The 18,982-nt window shown below is 63.8% G+C and carries 16 protein-coding genes and 1 pseudogene; 12 read left to right on the top strand and 5 right to left on the bottom strand.

All coding sequences use genetic code 11. From position 1 onward, the window contains the following. Positions 1–137 precede the first annotated feature (137 nt). The 7 genes and pseudogenes from AB6N07_RS13945 to rnr all read left to right on the top strand — a co-directional run bounded on the left by AB6N07_RS13945 (position 138) and on the right by rnr (position 10,396). A pseudogene (locus tag AB6N07_RS13945) lies at positions 138–1,105 on the top strand (aspartate carbamoyltransferase catalytic subunit). Beyond that, entirely contained in the window at positions 1,102–2,418 is a 1,317-nt protein-coding gene (locus AB6N07_RS13940; RefSeq protein WP_370673693.1) for a dihydroorotase, read from the top strand. The pseudogene AB6N07_RS13945 and the gene AB6N07_RS13940 overlap by 4 nt, the downstream one beginning before the upstream one ends. Positions 2,419–2,483: 65 nt before the next feature. Beyond that, positions 2,484–3,098: a glycerol-3-phosphate 1-O-acyltransferase PlsY gene (gene plsY, locus AB6N07_RS13935; RefSeq protein ID WP_370673692.1), complete on the top strand. Its 615-nt coding sequence runs from the start codon at positions 2,484–2,486 to the stop codon at positions 3,096–3,098. Between the two features lie 18 nt (positions 3,099–3,116). Further along, positions 3,117–4,229 (top strand): DNA-processing protein DprA, encoded by a 1,113-nt coding sequence (gene dprA, locus AB6N07_RS13930; protein ID WP_370673691.1) that lies wholly within the window; start codon positions 3,117–3,119, stop codon positions 4,227–4,229. Between the two features lie 102 nt (positions 4,230–4,331). Continuing rightward, positions 4,332–7,016, top strand: coding sequence for a type I DNA topoisomerase (gene topA, locus AB6N07_RS13925; RefSeq protein ID WP_370673690.1), 2,685 nt, complete (start codon positions 4,332–4,334; stop codon positions 7,014–7,016). Positions 7,017–7,267: 251 nt separating this feature from the next. Beyond that, on the top strand, positions 7,268–7,996 hold the full coding sequence (locus tag AB6N07_RS13920; protein ID WP_370673689.1) for a GGDEF domain-containing protein: 729 nt from the start codon (positions 7,268–7,270) through the stop codon (positions 7,994–7,996). A gap of 108 nt (positions 7,997–8,104) precedes the next feature. After that, complete coding sequence (gene rnr, locus AB6N07_RS13915) at positions 8,105–10,396, top strand: ribonuclease R (RefSeq protein WP_370673688.1); 2,292 nt, start codon at positions 8,105–8,107, stop codon at positions 10,394–10,396. Positions 10,397–10,657: 261 nt separating this feature from the next. Here the strand turns inward: rnr and AB6N07_RS13910 are convergent, their stop codons facing one another. Further along, on the bottom strand, positions 10,658–11,086 hold the full coding sequence (locus AB6N07_RS13910) for a CoA-binding protein (RefSeq protein WP_370673687.1): 429 nt from the start codon (positions 11,084–11,086) through the stop codon (positions 10,658–10,660). A 23-nt stretch (positions 11,087–11,109) separates the two neighbouring features. Then, entirely contained in the window at positions 11,110–11,544 is a 435-nt protein-coding gene (locus AB6N07_RS13905; protein ID WP_370673686.1) for a VOC family protein, read from the bottom strand. Between the two features lie 204 nt (positions 11,545–11,748). Between AB6N07_RS13905 and fabG the strand changes: the two genes are divergently transcribed. The 4 genes from fabG (at position 11,749) to mltG (ending at position 16,174) form a co-directional block, all read left to right on the top strand. Next, positions 11,749–12,486 carry a 3-oxoacyl-[acyl-carrier-protein] reductase gene (fabG, locus tag AB6N07_RS13900; RefSeq protein ID WP_370673685.1) on the top strand — a complete coding sequence of 246 codons (738 nt, stop codon included), beginning with the start codon at positions 11,749–11,751 and terminating at the stop codon, positions 12,484–12,486. 404 nt (positions 12,487–12,890) lie between these two features. Then, positions 12,891–13,127, top strand: coding sequence for an acyl carrier protein (locus tag AB6N07_RS13895; protein ID WP_026792810.1), 237 nt, complete (start codon positions 12,891–12,893; stop codon positions 13,125–13,127). Positions 13,128–13,353: 226 nt separating this feature from the next. Continuing rightward, positions 13,354–14,616, top strand: a complete 1,263-nt coding sequence (fabF, locus tag AB6N07_RS13890; protein ID WP_370673684.1) for a beta-ketoacyl-ACP synthase II — start codon at positions 13,354–13,356, stop codon at positions 14,614–14,616. A gap of 262 nt (positions 14,617–14,878) precedes the next feature. Further along, positions 14,879–16,174 carry an endolytic transglycosylase MltG gene (mltG, locus tag AB6N07_RS13885; protein WP_370673683.1) on the top strand — a complete coding sequence of 432 codons (1,296 nt, stop codon included), beginning with the start codon at positions 14,879–14,881 and terminating at the stop codon, positions 16,172–16,174. Between the two features lie 106 nt (positions 16,175–16,280). Here mltG and AB6N07_RS13880 read toward each other — a convergent pair whose 3' ends face one another. Further along, positions 16,281–16,442 carry a hypothetical protein gene (locus tag AB6N07_RS13880; RefSeq protein ID WP_370673682.1) on the bottom strand — a complete coding sequence of 54 codons (162 nt, stop codon included), beginning with the start codon at positions 16,440–16,442 and terminating at the stop codon, positions 16,281–16,283. Then, on the bottom strand, positions 16,439–16,822 hold the full coding sequence (locus AB6N07_RS13875) for a pyridoxamine 5'-phosphate oxidase family protein (RefSeq protein ID WP_370673681.1): 384 nt from the start codon (positions 16,820–16,822) through the stop codon (positions 16,439–16,441). Before AB6N07_RS13875 ends, AB6N07_RS13880 begins: the two co-directional genes overlap by 4 nt. Positions 16,823–16,994: 172 nt before the next feature. Between AB6N07_RS13875 and AB6N07_RS13870 the strand changes: the two genes are divergently transcribed. Next, positions 16,995–17,771, top strand: coding sequence for a helix-turn-helix transcriptional regulator (locus tag AB6N07_RS13870; RefSeq protein WP_370673680.1), 777 nt, complete (start codon positions 16,995–16,997; stop codon positions 17,769–17,771). A 20-nt stretch (positions 17,772–17,791) separates the two neighbouring features. On the opposite strand, the gene AB6N07_RS13865 is transcribed toward AB6N07_RS13870, so the two are convergent. Further along, on the bottom strand, positions 17,792–18,976 hold the full coding sequence (locus AB6N07_RS13865; RefSeq protein ID WP_370673679.1) for a UbiH/UbiF family hydroxylase: 1,185 nt from the start codon (positions 18,974–18,976) through the stop codon (positions 17,792–17,794). Between the last annotated feature and the right edge of the window lie 6 nt (positions 18,977–18,982).

Here is an 18,982-nt window from a genome sequence, read left to right as displayed (position 1 = left end):
GCAAGCCCGACCGCTCATAACGGCCGGGCTTTCTCATATCAAGCGCGAGGAAGCGCGCCTGCCACCCGCGATTCTCCTGTTCACTCGATTTGCCAAGCCCTTGCCGGAGGCACAAAACGCCTCTATCAGGGGGGCTTATGACTATGAAAGCCGCCAATCCCTACGGATTCAGCCGCCCGCATCTCCTCGGGATCGAAGGCCTTTCCCCCCGGAGATCGTCGACCTCCTCGACCGCGCCGAAGACAACATCGAACTCGGTCGCCAGCCCTCCAAGAAGCGTGACAGCCTCTCGGGCCGCACGCAGATCAACCTCTTCTTCGAGAACTCGACGCGCACGCAGTCGTCCTTCGAGCTGGCCGGCAAACGGCTTGGCGCCGACGTGATGAACATGGCGGTCGGTCAATCGTCGGTGAAGAAGGGCGAAACGCTGATCGACACGGCGATGACGCTCAACGCCATGAACCCCGACGTCATCGTCGTTCGGCATAATGCCTCCGGCGCCGTTGCCCTGCTCGCGCAGAAGGTCGACTGCTCCGTCGTCAACGCCGGCGACGGCAGCCACGAGCACCCGACGCAGGCTCTCCTCGATGCACTGACCATCCGCCGCCACAAACAGCGAATCGATGGCCTCGTCGTCGCCATCTGCGGCGACGTCGCCCATAGCCGCGTCGCCCGCTCCAACGTGCTGCTGCTCACCGCCCTCGGTGCGCGCGTCCGCCTTGTCGGCCCTTCAACGCTGGTGCCCGGCGCCTTCCGTGACATGGGCATCGAGACCTCCACATCGATGCGCGAGGGACTCAAGGATGCCGACATCGTCATGATGTTGCGGCTGCAGCGCGAGCGGATGCAGGGCTCTTTCGTGCCCTCGGTGCGCGAATATTTCCACTACTGGGGCCTCGACGAGGAGAAGCTGTCCTATGCCAAGCCCGACGCGCTCGTCATGCATCCCGGCCCGATGAATCGCGGTGTCGAAATTGACCCGGCCGTCGCCGACGGTCCGCAGAGCCTCATTCGCGAACAGGTGGAAATGGGGGTCGCCATCCGCATGGCGGTGCTCGACGCGGTGGTCAACGCCCAAGGCAATGGCGCGGAGGCCTTCCGATGAGCCAGCCAACGAGCAGAACAGCCCAGACACGTCCGCTCTGGCTGACCAACGCCCATGTCGTCGATCCCTCGCAAGGCATCGACGGCCCCGGCGCCGTGCTGATGATCGATGGCCGCATCGCCGCCGCCGGTCCATCGGCTGAGAATAATGGCGCGCCTGAAGGCACCGAGGTCGTTGATTGTCGCGGGTTCGTCGCAGCGCCCGGCCTCGTCGATCTTTGCGCCCATATCGGCGAACCCGGACACGAACACCGCGAGACGTTCGCCTCGGCCGGCCGAGCCGCCGCCGCCGGCGGCATCACCACGCTCGTCGCCATGCCGGATACCGAACCTTGCATCGATGATCCGGCACTGGTTGATTTCGTGGCGACCCGCGCCCGCCGGACGTCCGTGGTGCGCGTCCGCGTCATGGCCGCACTGACCAAAGGCCAGGAAGGCGGCGAGCTTACCGAATTCGGCCTGCTGGGTGAGGCCGGGGCCGTCGGCTTTACGTCGGGGCGCGGTACCATTGCCAACGCCCAGGTGCTGCGCCGAGCCCTGACTTACGCCAAGGATTTCGGTGCCCTCGTCTGCAACCGGCCGGAAGACATGGCGCTGAAGGGCGCCGCCGTCATGAACCTGTCGGAGACGGCGGTGCGACTTGGCCTGCAGGGCATCCCCGCCGAAGCCGAGACGATCATGCTGGCCCGCGATCTCCGCCTTGCCCGCCTTGCCGGTGGCCGCTACCACGCCTCGCTGCTGTCGGCTGCCGAATCGCCTGAATTGATGACCTGGGCCAAGGATCGGGGCATCGCTGCAACGGCCTCCGTCTCCGTCGCCCATCTCACGCTGAATGAGATGGACATCGGCGCCTACCGTACCTTCTTCAAGCTGTCGCCGCCGCTGCGCGCCGAAGCCGACCGCCTCGCCCTCGTCGAGGCGGTGAAGACCGGTGCGATCGACGTCATCGTTTCCAACCACGATCCCCAGGACGTCGAGACCAAGCGCCTGCCCTTCGCCGAGGCGGCCGATGGCGCCATCGGCCTGGAGACCTTCCTGTCGGCGGGCCTCAGGCTGGTGCATGATGGTTCATTGACGCTCCCTCGGCTGATCGAGGTGATGTCGACCCGGCCGGCCAAAATCGCCGGCCTTGATGCCGGCACTCTGAAAAAAGGTGCGCCGGCGGACGTCGTCGTGTTCGATCCGGACGAGCCGTGGGTGCTCAATGCCAAGGACATTTTCTCCAAGGCGAAGAACACGCCCTATGACGGCGCCCGTTTCACCGGCCGAGTCCGTCGCACCTACGTTGGCGGCTCCCCGGTGTTCGAACGCTGAAGTTCCGTGCAGAGTGACATACAACCCGTAATCGGTTACCCCCATCCAAGATTGCCGAGGGCATCATGTTCGAGTCCGTCGCTCCCTGGGTCGCCTATGTCGTTGCCGCGCTTGTCGGCTACGGCCTCGGTTCCATCCCCTTTGGCTTGCTTTTGACGCGGGCGGCCGGCCTCGGCGATGTGCGCGCCATCGGCTCAGGTAACATCGGGGCAACCAACGTTCTCCGCACCGGCAACAAGAAGCTCGCTGCCGCGACGCTGCTCCTCGACCTCCTCAAGGGCACTGCGGCCGTTCTGCTTGTCCGGTTTGCGATGCCAGAGGTGCCGGAGGCGAACGTTGTCGCCGGCGTGGCCGCTTTCCTCGGTCATCTCTTCCCGATCTGGCTCGGCTTCAAGGGCGGCAAGGGCGTCGCCACCTACATCGGCGTGCTGCTCGGTCTGTTCTGGCCGGCAGTGCTCATTTTCGCCGGCGTCTGGATCGCCGTCGCCTATTTCAGCCGCTACTCGTCCCTCGCCGCTCTCGTCGCCACCGTGATTGTGCCGCTTGCTCTGTGGGCGCTTGGCAACAACCTGCTGGCGGCCGTGTTTGTCCTGCTGACCGTCATCGTCTGGGCAAAGCACAATGCCAACATTCGGCGCCTCCTGGCGGGCACCGAAGGCAAGATCGGGCGCAAGGGATGACCGGAACGGGCATTGTGCATGGTTGAGCTTTCGGACGACCAACGCATCTCCTGGCTGCGTCTCATTCGCTCGGAAAACGTCGGGCCCGCCACCTTTCGCAGCCTGATCAACCATTTTGGCTCCGCCGAAGCGGCGCTCGACGCCTTGCCGGCACTCGCCCGGCGCGGCGGATCGGCCAAGACCATTTCAATCCCGTCAGTGGCCGAGGCGGAGCGCGAGATCGAACGAACCCTCGCCCACGGCGCCCGAATCGTCGCGATCTCCGAGCCCCTCTATCCAGCGTATCTGCGCCAGATCGCCGCGCCGCCGCCAGTCGTCACGGTGCGTGGCGGCTCCAAACACCTGTTTGGCCGGCCGGCGGCGGCCATCGTCGGTTCGCGAAATGCGTCGCTGGTCGGCCACAAGATGGCTGAACGCATCGGTCGCGGCCTTGGCGAGGCCGGCTTCGTCGTGGTCTCAGGCCTCGCCCGTGGCATCGACGGTGCCGCCCACCGAGCAGCCCTCGACACCGGGACCGTGGCTGTGATCGCCGGAGGCATCGATCATATTTATCCGGAAGAACATGGCCCGCTGATGGAGGAGATTATCAATCGGGGTGGCGCCGTCCTTACCGAGATGCCTTTCGGGTGGGTGCCGCGCGCCAAAGATTTTCCGCGCCGCAACCGCATCGTTTCCGGCATGAGTCTCGGCGTGGTGGTGGTCGAGGCTGCCGCTCGGTCCGGCACGCTCCATACCGCCCGCTACGCGCTCGACCAAGGCCGCGAAGTGTTCGCCGTGCCCGGATCGCCGCTCGATCCCCGCGCCGAGGGAACAAATCGGCTGATCCGCGATGGCGCGACGCTGACCTGTTCCGCCGACGACGTCATCGCCGTGCTCCGACCGATGCTGGAAAATGACGCCCCATCCTTCCTGGAACTCCGCGAAGACGGTGACGGTGCGATCGTCGACTCCATCGGCCCGCAAAGCCGTGATGCGGTGATCGAGGCGCTCGGCCCGACGCCGGTGGCGGTCGATGACATCATCTCCCACACCGGGCTGACGTCGTCGGTCGTGTCGGTGATTCTACTTGAGCTGGATCTCGCCGGGCGCATCGAACGGCACGGAAACCAGCTCGTCTCGCTTTTACGATGACGGCCAACGCGCCCGCGCACGCAGGGGTCGACCCTTGCTTAATCCGGAGGTCGCTCTTAAAGAGGGCTGAGCCTTAATCTTAAAATTGTCCGGCGCACCTGAATGAACCTTGTGATCGTGGAGTCGCCTGCCAAGGCGAAAACCATCAACAAATACCTCGGCCGCGATTACACGGTGCTGGCATCTTATGGCCATATCCGCGACCTGCCGGCAAAGGATGGTTCGGTTCTTCCCGACGACGATTTCGCCATGATTTGGGAAGTCGACGGCAAATCCGGCAAGCGCATGTCCGACATCGCCGCCGCGCTGAAGGATGCCGACAAGCTCATCCTCGCCACCGACCCTGATCGCGAGGGTGAGGCGATTTCCTGGCATGTGCTCGAGGTGCTCGGCGCCAAGCGCGGCGCGCTCAAGGGCAAGACCATTCAGCGCGTCGTCTTCAACGCCATCACCAAGCAGGCCGTGCTCGACGCCATGGCCAAGCCGCGCGATGTCGATCAGCCGCTGGTGGAGGCCTATCTGGCCCGTCGCGCGCTCGACTATCTCGTCGGGTTCACACTGTCGCCCGTTCTCTGGCGCAAGCTGCCCGGCGCCCGTTCGGCCGGCCGCGTGCAGTCGGTGGCGCTGCGCCTCGTCTGCGACCGCGAAAACGAGATCGAGATCTTCAAGCCGCAGGAATACTGGTCGATTATCGCTCGGCTGGCCAATCCGACCGGCGACGAGTTCGAAGCCCGACTTTCCGAATGGCAGGGCAAGAAAATTGGCCGCCTCGACATTTCCGACGGCGTGACCGCCAACGAGATCCGCGCGTTTCTGAACAGCGCCACCCTGGCGGTGACCGACGCCGAGCAGAAGCCGCAGAAGCGCCATCCCTTTGCGCCCTTCACGACCTCGACGTTGCAGCAGGAGGCCTCGCGCAAGCTTGGCTTCTCGGCTCAGCGCACCATGCAGGTGGCCCAGCGCCTCTATGAGGGCGCCGACATCGGCGGCGAAACGGTCGGCCTGATCACCTATATGCGTACCGACGGCGTGCAGATTGCACCGGAGGCGATCAATGCCGCTCGCCGGGTGATCGTCCAGGAGTATGGCGAGCGCTACCTGCCGGAAAAGCCCCGCGTTTATTCCGCCAAGGCCAAAAACGCCCAGGAAGCGCACGAGGCCATCCGCCCGACCGAACTGTCCCGCCTGCCGAATACGGTAGCCCGCTATCTCGAAGCCGATGAAGCGCGTCTCTACGAGCTTGTCTGGAAGCGCACGATCGCCAGCCAGATGCAGAGCGCCGACTTCGAGCGCACCACCGTCGACATCACCGCAACCAGCGGCGGCGCGACGGCGGGGATGCGGGCCACTGGCTCGGTGCTGAAGTTCGACGGTTTCCTGGCCCTCTACCAGGAAAGCCGCGACGACGAGGAAGACGAGGACGGCTCCCGCCTGCCGCCGCTTTCCATTGGCGATGCTCTGTCGCGCAAGTCGGTTGCTGCCAGCCAGCATTTCACCGAGCCGCCGCCGCGCTACACCGAAGCGACGCTGGTCAAGAAGATGGAAGAGCTCGGCATCGGCCGTCCCTCCACCTACGCGTCGACGCTCGCCACGCTGCGCGACCGCGATTATGTGACAATCGACAAGAAGCGGCTCGTGCCGTCCGACAAGGGCCGGATCGTCACCGCCTTCCTCGAAAGCTTCTTCACGCGTTACGTCGAATACGACTTCACCGCCAGCCTCGAAGAAGACCTCGACCGCATCTCGGCCGGCGAGGCCGAATGGCGCGAGGTGCTGCGTCGCTTCTGGACCGATTTCAACACCCGCGTCGGCGAGGTGAAGGAATTGCGCGTCGCCGAGGTCATCGACGCGCTCAACGATGATCTTGCCGCCCACATCTTCCCCGATCGTGGCGATGGCTCCGACCCGCGCTCCTGCCCCACCTGCGGCACCGGCCGGCTGTCGCTGAAACTCGGCCGCTTCGGCTCGTTCATCGGCTGCTCCAACTATCCGGAGTGCCGTTTCACTCGCCAACTGGGTGGCGACGGCGAGGCGGAATCCGCGCTCGGCGAAGGCGGCGTCAAGCTGCTTGGCACCGATCCGGAGAGCGGCCTCGATGTCACGCTGCGGTCCGGCCGCTTCGGCCCTTATGTTCAGCTCGGCGAAGAGGGCAAGCCGAAACGCGCCTCGCTGCCCAAGGACTGGACAGTCGAAAACATCGACCTTGAGCGCGCCTGCCGCTTGTTGTCGCTGCCGCGCACCATTGGCGACCATCCGGAAACCGGCAAGCCGATCGAGGCCAACATCGGCCGCTACGGTCCCTACGTCAGCCACGACGGCACCTACGCCAACCTCTCCTCGGTCGACGAAGTGTTCGACGTCGGCCTCAACCGCGCCGTCGCAGTCCTCGCCGAGAAGAAGGAGCGCGGTGGCCGCACGCGCGCCACGCCGGCCGCTCTCAAGAGCCTTGGCGAACATCCGGCATCCGGCGGCGAGATTACCGTGCGCGACGGGCGTTATGGACCCTACGTCGCCTGGGACAAGATCAACGCCACCCTGCCCCGCGGCAAGGACCCACAGACGTTGACGCTCGAGGAAGCGCTGGCGCTGATCGCCGACAAGGCTGCCAAGACGCCGACCAAGGGTAAGGCCGCCAAGGCGCCAAAGGCCAGCGCGAAAGCGGCAGCCGAAGGCGACACGGGCGGCAAGAAAAAGGCGGCTCCCAAAGCCGCTGCGACGGCGGCAGCCGCCAAGGGCGCGAAAAAGGCTGCGACCAAGCCCAAAACGTCAAAAGCGAAGCCGGCGTAAAACCGCAATCCATAGTTGCGATTCCGTCGCCGGTCCTCGCTTATTATTTATAATTTTATCGTTTCTGTTGTCCAAATCCTTACATTCTACCTATACTGTTGAACGATGACGACGTTCGCCTCGCTCAGTGGTCTAGAAGTACGACAATGTATGGTGAGATCCTGCGGACGCTCCTCAACAGGCCCGTCCAATCCGAACGTGACGTTAGGGTCTTTGCATTCCGCATAGCCGCGATCTGCTTCGTACTTGCCTTGGCTGCGGATTCTGCCCTGCAGCTGATCGCCTTCGGTGGTTGGCTCGACATCCTTCGCAGCTGGGTGATCACCACCGGCGTCATCGCTCTGGTCGCCTATCCCGTTGGCGTCTACCTTGGCACGACGCGCCTCGAGCATTACCGCACCAAGACCAAGCTGATCGAACAGAGCCTCGCCGACAGCCTCACCGGTCTCAGAAATCGTGCCTCGCTGCCGATTGATTATGATGCCGGCCCGGAAAGCGACCGTCTGATCATTCTCCTGTCCCTCGACCGCTTCAAGGTCGTAAACGAGCGCCACGGTCACGTTATCGGCGATCGGGTTCTGATCCGCTCTGCCCGATTGATTGCCGAGGAGTTGGCTAATCTCGGCAACATCTACCGAACCGATGGAACGGAATTCACCGTTCTTGCGACCGGTCACACCGTCGCCGATGCCAAGGCTCAAGTCCTGGCATTGTTGGCTCGGTTTGAGAGCACCAATTTCGGCACTTTGGAAAAACCAGTGTGCCTGACCGCCTCGGCCGGCATCGCCGATGTACCCTCTGCTACGACCTTCACAATGGCTTTTGCCGCCGTCGACGCGGCGCTCGAAACCGCCAAAGCCACGGGCCGTAGTCGTGTCTGCCTCGCCTCCGAGCCGGCTACTCCCGGCATCGTCGAAGGCGACGAGGTGATATGGAGCTCCGATTTGTCTCCACACCACGGCAGAGCCAGCCACCCCTGATACCGCCCGTGTAGAAGCCCTTGAACCGGCCATCCGATTGCGAGACTGGCCTTGCATCTCCATCTATGGTCTATGTCGCAACCTCCTCAAGCCGCAGGGAAGACCCGCTTGGCCCGCAAGCTCCGCCCGACCGACGAACCCGCCACCCCGACCAGGGAGGCGATCCTCCGCTTCATCGCGGAGCATCCCGGTAAGGGAACCAAGCGCGACATCGCCCGCGCTTTCGAGGTACACGGCGAGGGCCGCGTCGTTCTGAAACGGATTCTGAAGGAACTCGAAGGCGAGGGTTTGATCGAGCGCCAACACCGTCGCTTCGCCGAACCTGGCGCCCTGCCGGCTGTGCTGGCTTGCGACATTGTCAGCCGCGACCGCGACGGCGATCTTTACGCCGAGCCCGCGGAATGGGATCCCGACCAGGGGCCGAGGCCACGCTTCATCGTCGCGGCCATGCGCCGCCGACGCGGCGAGCACGGACCGGCCGCTGGCCTTGGTGATCGCGTTTTGGCCCGCGTCGTCGACCTTCCGGACGGGTATGAAGGTCCCGCTCGCGCCGGCATTCGCGTCATGAAGGTGCTGGAAAAGAAGCCTGAAGGCGTGCTCGGCATCCTGCGCGTCACCGATGGCGGCGCGCGACTGCTACCAATCTCCAAAAAGCAACACGAAGAACTGGTCATAGACGCTGCCGACCTAGGCACGGCCCAGGATGGCGACCTTGTTTCGGTTGACGTCATCCGTTCCGGCCGTTTCGGCCTCAGCCGCGCCCGGGTGCGCGAGACGATCGGCAATCTCCGCTCGGAAAAAGCGGTGTCGACCATTGCCATCCACGCCAACGACATCCCCTATATCTTCCCTGAAGCGGTGATCCGCGAGGCGGAAGCGGCGAAACCTGCCAGCATGGCCGGCCGCGAGGACTGGCGCGCCCTCCCCCTCGTCACCATCGATCCGCCGGATGCCAAGGATCACGACGACGCCGTTCATGCCATCGCCGATGAAGATCCGACGAATGCCGGCGGTTACATCGTTACCGTCGCCATCGCCGACGTCGCCGCTTATATCCGTCCCGGTTCCAATCTTGATCGTGAGGCGTTGAAGCGCGGTAACTCGGTCTACTTCCCCGACCGTGTCATCCCGATGCTGCCGGAAAAGATCTCCAACGATCTCTGCTCATTGAAGGAAGGCGTCGACCGACCGGCCATCGCCGTCCGCATGGTGTTTGACGCCGAAGGCCGCAAGAAGAGCCATACCTTCCACCGGATCATGATGCGTTCGGCGGCCAAGCTCTCCTATGTCGAGGCACAGGCGGCGATCGATGGCGTCCCGAACGAACACACCGGTCCGCTCGTCGACAACATATTGAAGCCGCTTTGGGCCGCTTATGACATTCTGGCATCTGCCCGCGACGCGCGCGGACCGCTCGATCTCAATTTGCCTGAGCGCAAGGTGCTGCTCAAACCGGACGGCACCGTCGACCGCATCGCTACGCCGGAGCGACTCACCGCCCACCGGTTGATCGAAGAGTTCATGATCCAGGCCAATGTGGCCGCCGCCGAGACGCTTGAGAAGCGCCGCACGCCTCTGCTCTATCGCATCCATGACCAGCCTTCGCTCGCCAAGTTGGAATCGCTGCGTGAGTTCCTGGCGACGCTCGACATGAAGATCGCCAAGCAAGGCAACCTGCAGCCAGAGCTGTTCAACCGCATTCTCGAGCGGGTCGAGGGCACGCCACAGGCCTATCTCGTCAACGAGGTGGTGCTGCGCTCGCAGAGCCAGGCCGAATACTCACCGGTCAACATCGGCCACTTCGGTCTCAATCTCAGGAAATACGCCCACTTCACCTCGCCGATCCGTCGTTACGCCGATCTGGTCGTTCATCGCGGGCTGATCACCGCCGCTGGCTTTGGCGACGATGGCCTGCCCGATGGCGTCGAAGAGACGCTGATACGGGTTGCCGAAGAGATTTCGGTCGCCGAGCGGCGCGCCATGCAGGCTGAACGCGAAACCATCGACAGGCTGATCGCTGGCTGGCTTGCCGACCGGGTCGGCGCCGCCTTCCGCGGTCGCATTTCCGGTGTCACCAAGGCCGGCCTGTTCATCCGCCTCGACGAGACCGGCGCCGATGGCTTCATCCCCATTTCAACGCTGGGCGATGATTACTTTGCCTTCGACGAGGCGCGTCATGCGCTGATCGGCTCGAAATCCGGCGAGACCTACCGACTGGGCGACGCCGTCGAGGTCCGCCTCGTCGAGGCGGCGCCGTTTGCCGGCGCCCTGCGCTTCGAGATGATGTCGGAAGGCAGCGCCGGCCGGCCGCTTGGTCGCGGTGCCGCCATGCGCGCCGCCAAGGCCCGCAAGGACAGGCAACGCAAGGATCAGATGAATAAGGTGAGGCGCGGACGGTAGGACGCCGGTAAGACTGGCGCACGCCCACGCCTATCAGAGCCTGATCTGAAACTCGCTAGTGGCTAGGCAGAGAGCCACGGCTTCGAGAACCAGAGCAGAGCGAGCAACTCCAGCAAAAGTGCCTCGCGGTTTTGCGTCCGGAGTTGCGTCTAAAAAGAAGAGTATTGGCAGAGAACCGCCAATACTCTGGGGTCCGTGAGCACCGCAAGCGCAGAAGACTAAGCTATATGCCCGCCCCCAGTAGAGTTTCCGGTCAGGCGATCACACGCCGAGCCTGGGGCCCTCAATGGCCGGGCAACGGTCCATCACGACTCTGACGCCCTTCGCCTCGGCCCGTTCGAAGCCCGCTTGGTTGATCACACCGAGCTGCAGCCAGATGGTCTTGGGCGGTACAGCCAGCGCCAACGCCTCGTCGATGGTGTCGCCCGCCGCCTCGGAATTGCGGAACACGTCGACCATGTCGATCTCGGCGGGGACCTCGGCGAGGCTGGCGTAGACCGTCCGCCCCTGCAATTCCTGCCCGGCGAGGCCCGGATTGACCGGGTACACCTCATAGCCACGCCCGATCAGAAAACCCATGACGCCGTAGACGGCGCGCGATGGATTCTGGCTGGCGCCGACCACGGCGATGGTTCGCGTCTCCTCGAGGATGCGGGTGATGTCGTCGTCGGTCTTGCCGTCGATGGCCATCGGTGACACTCCTTCTTGCCTCTTCAAAGCGTCACTATGCCATGATCATCGACCTTGACGAAGGGATTGTAGGCCACTTCCCAGAGATGACCGTCGGGATCGGCGAAATAGCCTGAATACCCGCCCCAGAATACCTTCCGCGGCTTCTTCCTGAGCGTCGCGCCTGAGGCGAGCGCGTGCGCCATCGCCGCGTCCACCGCGTCTTCCGACGAATAATTGTGGGCAAGCGTCACGCCATCGAAGCCATGACCGTCATCGGCAACTTCGGCATCTTCAGCAAGCAACCCTCGCGGAAAGAGCGACAGCACGAGCCCACCGATCTGAAAGAAAACGATATTTTCGCTCGAGCCAGGCCCGGCACTAAATCCCAGCGCTTCATAGAAGGCACGCGCGCGAGCAAGATCGGCAACGCCGAGTGCGATGATCGATACGGCGGAAAAATGTGGCTTGGTCGTCATGAGTCTCTCCCTGTTTGTCTCGGCCAGAATAAGTCGGAGCAAGCCCGTCCGCGTCAGCAGTCTTTGGTTGGAGGGCTGCCAAGGAACCGGCAAATGCGGGAAAACCGGCCGCTGACGCTTGACTTGGCGCCGCCGACGTGGTGTCAGGCCGTCGAGCAAGGCGCCGGCGACAACCGGCCGGCCGCATGAACGAGGTGGAAAGCCATGTTCGACTTGACTGGAATGACGGCGTTGGTGACCGGTGCCTCCGGTGGCATCGGCGGCGCGATCGCCACCGCGCTTCATGCGCAGGGCGCAAAGGTGGTGCTCTCAGGCACCCGCCTTGCGCCGCTTGAAGAGCTGGCCGCCCGGTTGGGGGAACGCACGCATGTCGTCACCGGCAATCTTGCCGATCGCGCCGACGTCGACCGTCTGTTCACTGAGGCCGAGGCTGCCCTTGGTCAGGTCGACATCCTGATCAACAATGCCGGCATCACCCGCGACGGCCTGTTCATGCGCATGAAGGACGAAGACTGGGACCAGGTGATCGAGGTCAACCTCACCTCCGGCTTCCGCCTCGCCCGCGCCGCCGTCAAGGGCATGATGAAGCGCCGCTTCGGCCGCGTCATCGGCATCACCTCCGTCGTTGGCGTCACCGGCAATCCCGGCCAGGGCAACTATGCCGCGGCCAAGGCCGGCATGATCGGAATGACCAAGGCGCTAGCCGCCGAGGTGGCGACCCGCGGCATCACTGCCAACTGCGTGGCGCCGGGCTTCATCGAGACGCCAATGACCGAGGCGCTCAACGACAAACAGAAGGAAGGCACGCTCGCCGCCGTGCCGATGGGCCGGCTCGGCACCTCGGAAGAGATCGCCGCGGCCTGCGTCTATCTGGCGAGCCGCGAGGCAGCCTATGTCACCGGCCAGACGCTGCACGTCAACGGCGGCATGGCGATGATCTAGTCGGCGGACCGGACGTAATATCCGGCGTCGACCAGGTTTTTCAGGTTTCGCGAATGGTAAAAGAACCACTCGCGATCATTGGCGGTTTCGCGAGGGGCCGCTAGTCATCAGGGACGAAGTGTGTTACCAAGCCCGCGATCTGATCGGGAACCGTACGAGGCCCCGCCCGAAGGTCGTGAGCACGAGCATCGGCTGAGATCGCCACGATTTCCGAGGGGGCTTCGAACTCGTTCGACCCCGGGGGCGGGTGATCGGACAACCGGGGGGTGGTGCCGTCAGGCACTGACTTGCTCGACACCTTCGGTAGCCGGTCTTGGCCGCCACGCCATCGCTTATGCGAGGCAGGCGGCGAGTGACCGACGTCCCGTTAGGCAATGGATTTGGACTGATAAGGATCCGTGAACATGAGCGAAGTCGCTGAAAAGGTGAAGAACATCGTTATCGACCATCTCGGCGTGGATGCCGACAAGGTGGTTCTCGAGGCCTCCTTCATCGAAGATCTGGGTGCCGACTCGCTCGACACCGTCGAACTGGTCATGGCCTTCGAAGAAGCCTTTGGCGTCGAGATCCCCGATGATGCCGCCGAGACGATCCTGACGGTCGGCGACGCCGTCAAGTTTCTCGAGAAGGCGACGGCCTAAATTCCGGACGTGTTCGGCAGGGAAGCAGTTCCTCCCCGAGGAGCTGCTTTCTTTGCTTAACAGTGCGTTCACGGGACCGACGTCGGCGAATCGGCCGGCGGCGTCTTCGGTTGGTCCGACCGGCTGAACGGTCCCTCCGCTCCGTAAATTGCGTCCCGTTGAGCGTGTCCTCTCCCATTGTGGTTACGGACCCGGCGGAGACGATCAGCAGGGAGGCTCTCGTCCAATGAGACGAGTCGTCATCACCGGTCTCGGCATGGTCACGCCGCTCGGCTGCGGTGTCGAGCACAACTGGGCTGCCATCAAGGCCGGTAAGAGCGGCATTCGCCGCATTGAATCCATTCCTGTCGACGATATCGCCTGCCAGATCGCCGGTGTTATTCCACGCGGCGACGGCACTGGTGCGACCTTCAATCCTGATCATGCGATGGATCCCAAGGACCAGCGCAAGGTCGACGATTTCATCATCTTCGCGCTCGAGGCCGCCCGCCAGGCGGTCGAGGATAGCGGCTGGCAGCCGACCGACTATGACGATCAGGTGCGTTCCGGTGTGCTGGTTGGCTCCGGCATCGGTGGCATCAACGGCATCGTCGAAGCGGGTTACACGTTGCGCGACAAGGGGCCGCGCCGCGTTTCTCCCTTCTTCATCCCCGGCCGCCTGATCAACCTCACCGCCGGCTATATCTCCATTGCCCACGGCTATAAGGGCCCGAACTCGTCGGTCGTCACCGCCTGTTCGACCGGTTCGCACGCCATCGGCGACGCAGCGCGGCTGATTGCCAACGATGAGGCGGACGTCATGCTTGCCGGCGGCGCGGAAAGCCCGATCTGCCGTCTCTCGCTCGCCGGCTTTGCTTCGATGAAGGCGCTCTGCTTCGCCTTCAATGACCGTCCGGAACAGGGCTCGCGCCCCTATGATCGCGACCGTGATGGTTTCGTGATGGGCGAAGGCGCCGGCGTTGTCGTCGTCGAAGAGCTGGAGCACGCCAAGAAGCGCGGCGCCACCATCTACGGTGAAATCGTCGGCTACGGCATGTCAGGCGACGCCTACCACATCACCGCTCCTTCCGAGGACGGCGACGGTGCGTACCGCTGCATGAAGGCCGCCCTGCGCCATGCCAAGATCTCGCCGGAGGAGATCGGCTACGTCAATGCCCACGGCACGTCGACCATGGCCGACGGTATCGAAGTGGGCGCCGTCGAACGGCTGTTCGGCGACGCAGCGAAAAATCTGGCCATGTCCTCGACCAAGTCGATGACCGGCCACCTTCTGGGTGCCGCGGGCGCGATCGAGGCGATCTACACCACGCTTGCCATACGCGACAGCATCCTGCCGCCAACCATCAATCTCGACAATCCCAACGTCGAGACTCCGATCGACCTCGTGCCGCACAAGGCCAAGGAAAAGAAGCTGCGTTACGCACTCTCGAACTCCTTCGGTTTCGGTGGCACCAACGCCTCGCTGATCGTCAAGGCCTTCGAGGGCTGAGAGCCATCGGCGACTGAAGCAAAAAAGGCCTACCGGACGCTTTCGTCTGGTGGGCCTTTTGATTCGGTTGGCGAAAGCTGTGGCAATCACCAAAGCGGCGCTTGCCAAGGCCGGAGGTGGCGTGCTGCTTGGAAGTTCGCCCGAACGGGCCTGGAAAGACGCTTTGCCCCTGGGTTCGGCGCCTTGACGGCCACCGTTCCGCGCTGCTGCCACAATCATGGGCGGAAGTGACGGATCGCGCCCCATGAAGAGACTATGGCCCATGGACGACAGGCAGGACGCAACAGACACCCCTGACGGGATCAAAACGCGGGTCAATCCGAAAAGCCCGCGGGAGGCGCTTGCGCCCGAGCAAGCACCGCCCTTGCCGCGGTCGCGCCGAGCCCGCAACCCGATCGTCGTCGTTATGAACGGCCTCGTGACCCTGCTGCTGCTCGGTGTTTTCGCTGCCGGTGCCGTGCTCTATTGGGGCAAGAGCGAGTTCGAGAAGCCCGGCCCGCTGACTGAGGAAAAGGTCGTCGTCATACCTGCCGATTCCGGCGTCGTCCGCGTCGCTGACATCCTGCAGACCGAGGGGGTGATCGAAAACCCCTACGATATGCTCGGCCACTATATCTTTGTCGGCGGTGTGCGCGCCTACCAGCAGCAAGGCCGACTCAAGGCCGGTGAATACGCGTTCCCGGCCGGCGTCAGCATGCGTGGCGTGATGAACATGCTGGTCTCGGGCAAGGCGATCATGCATCAGATCACCTTCCCAGAGGGCCTCACCTCCCAGCAGATCGTCGAGCGCTTGAAGCAAAGCGAATTCCTCACCGGCGCGGTTCCGACCGTGCCCGCCGAAGGCACACTGCTGCCGGAGACTTACAGCTTCACGCGCGGCGCCTCCCGCGGTCAGATCCTCGAGCAGATGAAAACGGCCCACGCCAAGACGCTCGATGAGATCTGGGCTGGCCGCAACCGCGACCTCCCCTTCTCCAACCCGATGGAGTTGGTGACGCTGGCTTCGATCGTCGAGAAGGAAACCGGCAAGGCCGACGAACGGCCGCATGTCGCTTCCGTGTTCCTCAACCGGCTCGAACACAACATGCGCCTGCAGTCGGATCCGACGATCATTTACGGCCTCGTCGGCGGAGCCGGCACGCTCGGCCGATCAATCACCCGCGCCGATATCGATAAGCCCACGCCTTACAACACGTATCACGTCAATGGCCTGCCGCCGGGGCCTATCGCCAACCCCGGCCGTGCCGCGCTGGAAGCGGTGGCCAATCCGTCCAATACCAAGGATCTGTATTTCGTCGCCGACGGCACTGGCGGGCACATTTTCGCGGCCAGCCTCACAGAGCACAATCGCAACGTCGTAAAATGGCGCAAGGTTGAGCGTGAGAGAGCCGCCGCCGGTAAGCCCGATGTCGATACCAAGGATCCGGACGCCGTTGACCTGCCACCAGACAGCGACAGCGACGCTCCGGCTGCGAAGGCAGACCCCAACGATCTGTTGGATGGCGAAACACCGCGTGACCCCAAACTGCCGGTACTGCCCCAACCAAAACCGGAATGAGATAAGGGCGCCGAATCGGCGTCCTTACCTTGCCAACCACAAAGAGCCTTTGCTTGTTGGGGGCCACTTGGCGCCTTTGTGCTAAGGAGCCCTCTCCCGAAAGACCTCAGCCGTAGAGATTGGTCCGGACCGCCAGGTCATAGTGCGCATCGATCTGCTCGGCGACGGTTGCATCCTGCTGGGTCATTGCGGCCAGCATCTGCCCTGGTGTGGGCAGGCTTTTGCGGTCGATCAGAGATCCCGGGGCCCAAAGCCGTGCCCGGTTCACAGCCTTTCCGCAATGGAACAGGACCTCGTCCACCGTGACGATGATGGCGGTTTTGGGTACCTTCGGCCCTCCACCAGACTTGAGCAAAGCGCCGCATTTTCGGATATGCGGCTGTGTCCATTGATCCGCATGAACACGTCGAGGCCAGGGAACAGGAACAGCATGCCAAGCCGGTCGTCCTGCGTGAGGTTGCGCATGGATTCGATTCGGTTGTTTCCCGGCCAGTCGGCGAACGCCACGGTCTTGCTGTCCAGCACGCGAACGAAGCCCGGCGGACCTCCGCGCGGCGACGCATCGAGCCCGGTGCTATCGCCTGTGGCGAGGCAGAAAAACGTCGCCTTCTCCAAATAGGCGACATGAAATGACAGGAGCTCCGGCATGACTGCCTTCTGGATATGCTCCGACGGTGGCGCATAGAGCCGGTCGAGGTCGGCTTCAGCAAGACGGGAAGTTTGCGAGTCCATCGGCTTCTCCTGTTCAAGCAAGGGAGAAGTAGCCGCTTCTGCGCGGCCGCGCTAAGCTATCGGCGCCAATTAATTGCGAGTAGCTGCCATGATTGAGGAGAAGTTCGCCTTAGCGGCCAGCGACGCTCGTGACCCAATCATCGTCGCGCTGTACGAGGCGGAAGCCGAATATCGCGAACTGGGGATGCACAGCCATGCGCGCGGGCAGCTCTCCGGTCTGCGCCGGGGACTGCTGACCATGGGAACGGACAACGGTTCTTGGGTCGTGCCTGCCGATCACGCCGTTTGGTTGCCTTCCCACCAGCCGCATTACGGATGGACGCACGGCGCCGTCGAGGCGTGGAGTTGCTATGTGTCTGAGGCGGCCTGCCTGAGCTTGCCCAAGCGTCCCTGCACGATCAGAACCTCGGGTCTGCTGCGCGAGGCGGTCCTCCGTGCTTCGGATTGGCAAGGTTCAACTCTCGACGAGCAGCAGTGGCACGTTGCCATGGTGATTCTCGACGAGTTGCGCGCCGCTCCCGTCAAACCGTTTGGGCTGCCGATGCCGCGCGACCCGCGCCTTGCCCTGATCGCACGCGCCTTGCTCGACAAGCCGGGCGACCGACGCGGCGTGGACGAATGGGCGCAATGGGCCGGCATCTCGGAACGAACACTGAGCCGCCGCTTCGTCTCGGAAACCGGCTTCACCTATACGGCATGGCGCCAGAGGGCGACGCTGATGCGGGCTCTCGAGTTGCTGGCCGAAGGGCAAGCGGTGACCATCGTCGCCCTCGATCTCGGCTATGACAGCCTCAGCGCCTTCATCGCCCTCTTCAAGCGAACTTTGGGCGTCACGCCGTCCGCTTACTTCCAGCACCCCTTATGACTTGGATGGCAATCATGCCGCTACCGCCCGCCGAGCCCCGCTCGCATCAAAAGCCGCCTGACGGGCCCAATCTCCCGGGCCACCATCAGGCCGGCGGTGCGGACTAACTGCATCGGCAGGAAGCCGTTGAGCAGCGAACGGTTGAGAAGATCGACGCCGGTCACCCGTCCGGTCACATCAAGACGACGGGCATGGCCATAGCGCTTGGCAACCATCGCGCCGTCGAGGATATTGCCAGTCGACGGATGCGTCACGGCGCGGACGATCTCCTCTAGCGTCGCGATATCGCGTAGCGTCAGGTTGAAGCCCTGTGCGCCGATCGGCGGGAATCCATGCGCCGCCTCGCCCATCAGCACAACGCGGCCAGCGGCCAATCGCCGCGCCTGAAAGCCGGAAATCGGCCAGCGCTGGCGGGGGCTGTCGATGGTGACGGCCCCCAGGGCCGAGTTCGATCGGCGTTCAATTTCCATGGCGAGCGCCGCGTCATCGAGTCCATGCATGGCCTCGATCACTTCGGGGCGGTCCATCCACACCAGCGACGACCGTCGCGAGCCATGGGGAACCAGGGTGAATGGCCCCGCCTCGGTGTGAAACTCGACTGAGGTATCGTGGTGCGGCACGCTGTGTGAAAGCGCCAGCACCAGCGCCTCCTGCGGATAGCTCCAGGATTTCACCTCGATGCCGGCCGCTTGGCGAACACCGGAATTGCGGCCGTCCGCCGCGATCACCAATTCGGCGGTGACGGTCTCGCCCGAAGAAACCGTGAGTAGATCAGCTTTCTCGCCATGATCGAGCGCCTGGAACAGTGTCTCAAAGCGAACAATGCCGCCGCCACGGGCGGCCACGGCGTCCGACAGCGCGGCGACCAAGGGGCCATTGGCAACGTTATAGCCATACAGATCCCGGCCGATCTCTCGGGCGTCAAAGGTGACGTCAGGCGCCCGGAAGAGGCGGCCGGAGGCGTCGATGAGCCGCATTCGCCTGAGCGGCGCAGCGACGGATCGGAGCCCCGCCCAAACGCCGTGTCGTTCGAGGAAATCCACGGAGCCGCCCAGAAGCGCCGTCGTCCGCCAGTCGTTGACACTGGGGCGCGGCGCTATCAGCGCCACGCGCACACCCGCGTCGGCAAGCGCAATGGCCGCGGCGAGGCCTGCCGGCCCTCCCCCAACAACGGCGACGTCGAAATGCTGCGGCGCCTCGCTCATGCGCGT

It is taken from the genome of Pleomorphomonas sp. PLEO (assembly GCF_041320595.1).
In the GTDB taxonomy this organism is placed as follows: domain Bacteria; phylum Pseudomonadota; class Alphaproteobacteria; order Rhizobiales; family Pleomorphomonadaceae; genus Pleomorphomonas.
This window is presented reverse-complemented; position numbering and strand designations above follow the sequence as displayed.